General features: G+C 42.3%; 1 pseudogene. It reads right to left on the bottom strand.

From position 1 onward, the window contains the following. Positions 1-359: 359 nt before the first annotated feature. Positions 360-692 (bottom strand): annotated as a pseudogene (locus tag ACFPYJ_RS14930) (dihydrofolate reductase family protein); the annotation flags it as partial. Positions 693-810 lie beyond the last annotated feature (118 nt).

Genomic DNA, 810 nt, shown 5'->3' with positions numbered 1-810 from the left:
CCCATATTAAATCCCTCCACGTATATTATAGAGGTTTTCTATGTGTCTATCTATTCGGGGCAGGGTCAATCCTTTTGTTTTACCTCAACTATCGTGTTCCATCGTTAAATAGGTTTACCATTTAGTGTATTCCCAGTATGCCGAAATCACATTATTTAAGAAGTTTTTCTTTGGGCTTTGCCTTGTAATAGGTTTCCAAGCCGATAGATTCAGCGATTCCCACTAATACCTCAGCGTTAACCTTGTTTTCGATGGATCGGTCTCGTTTACCAGACGGTAAGATGACCTTGTTTCCTAAAGTAGATTACGCTAACGGGCACGATAGTGAAATTGGAGCAGGCGCCGCGGCGACCTGCTCTTTGATCGTTATCTTCTTTCACCAGTCTGGAATTATTCCATTCGACTTTCTCCAGCGTCGTGGAAAAAACGATTTTGGCTGTCTTTTCGATCCACTCGGCATGATTCCGTTCATGCTGCGAAGCTGATGGGTTCGAAGGCACAGATGGCCAGTAACTTTGCATCATCTGATAAGTCCCACGTCCCCAAACGACAGTGTCGGCAGTACTCAGAATTTCTTTCGTATGTTTCTCCAAATCAGCATCGTAGGAAACCCAGCCAATGTCCATTTCACCGTTCGGCCCTTCTACAAAACCGTCAAGCGATGCATGCAGAAATAGAACGAGTTTTCTCATTTTCAGTTCTCCTTTATTCATGAGGGATATCTACTACATTTTAGGACATTTCAGCTTGGGTTGTTTCTTATGGATTGCTAATTCCAAATGAAATATTCTACTAATCCACAAAAAAAAC

The sequence above is a fragment of the Paenibacillus solisilvae genome (assembly GCF_042656405.1).
GTDB classification, from domain to species: domain Bacteria; phylum Bacillota; class Bacilli; order Paenibacillales; family Paenibacillaceae; genus Paenibacillus_Z; species Paenibacillus_Z solisilvae.
This window is presented reverse-complemented; position numbering and strand designations above follow the sequence as displayed.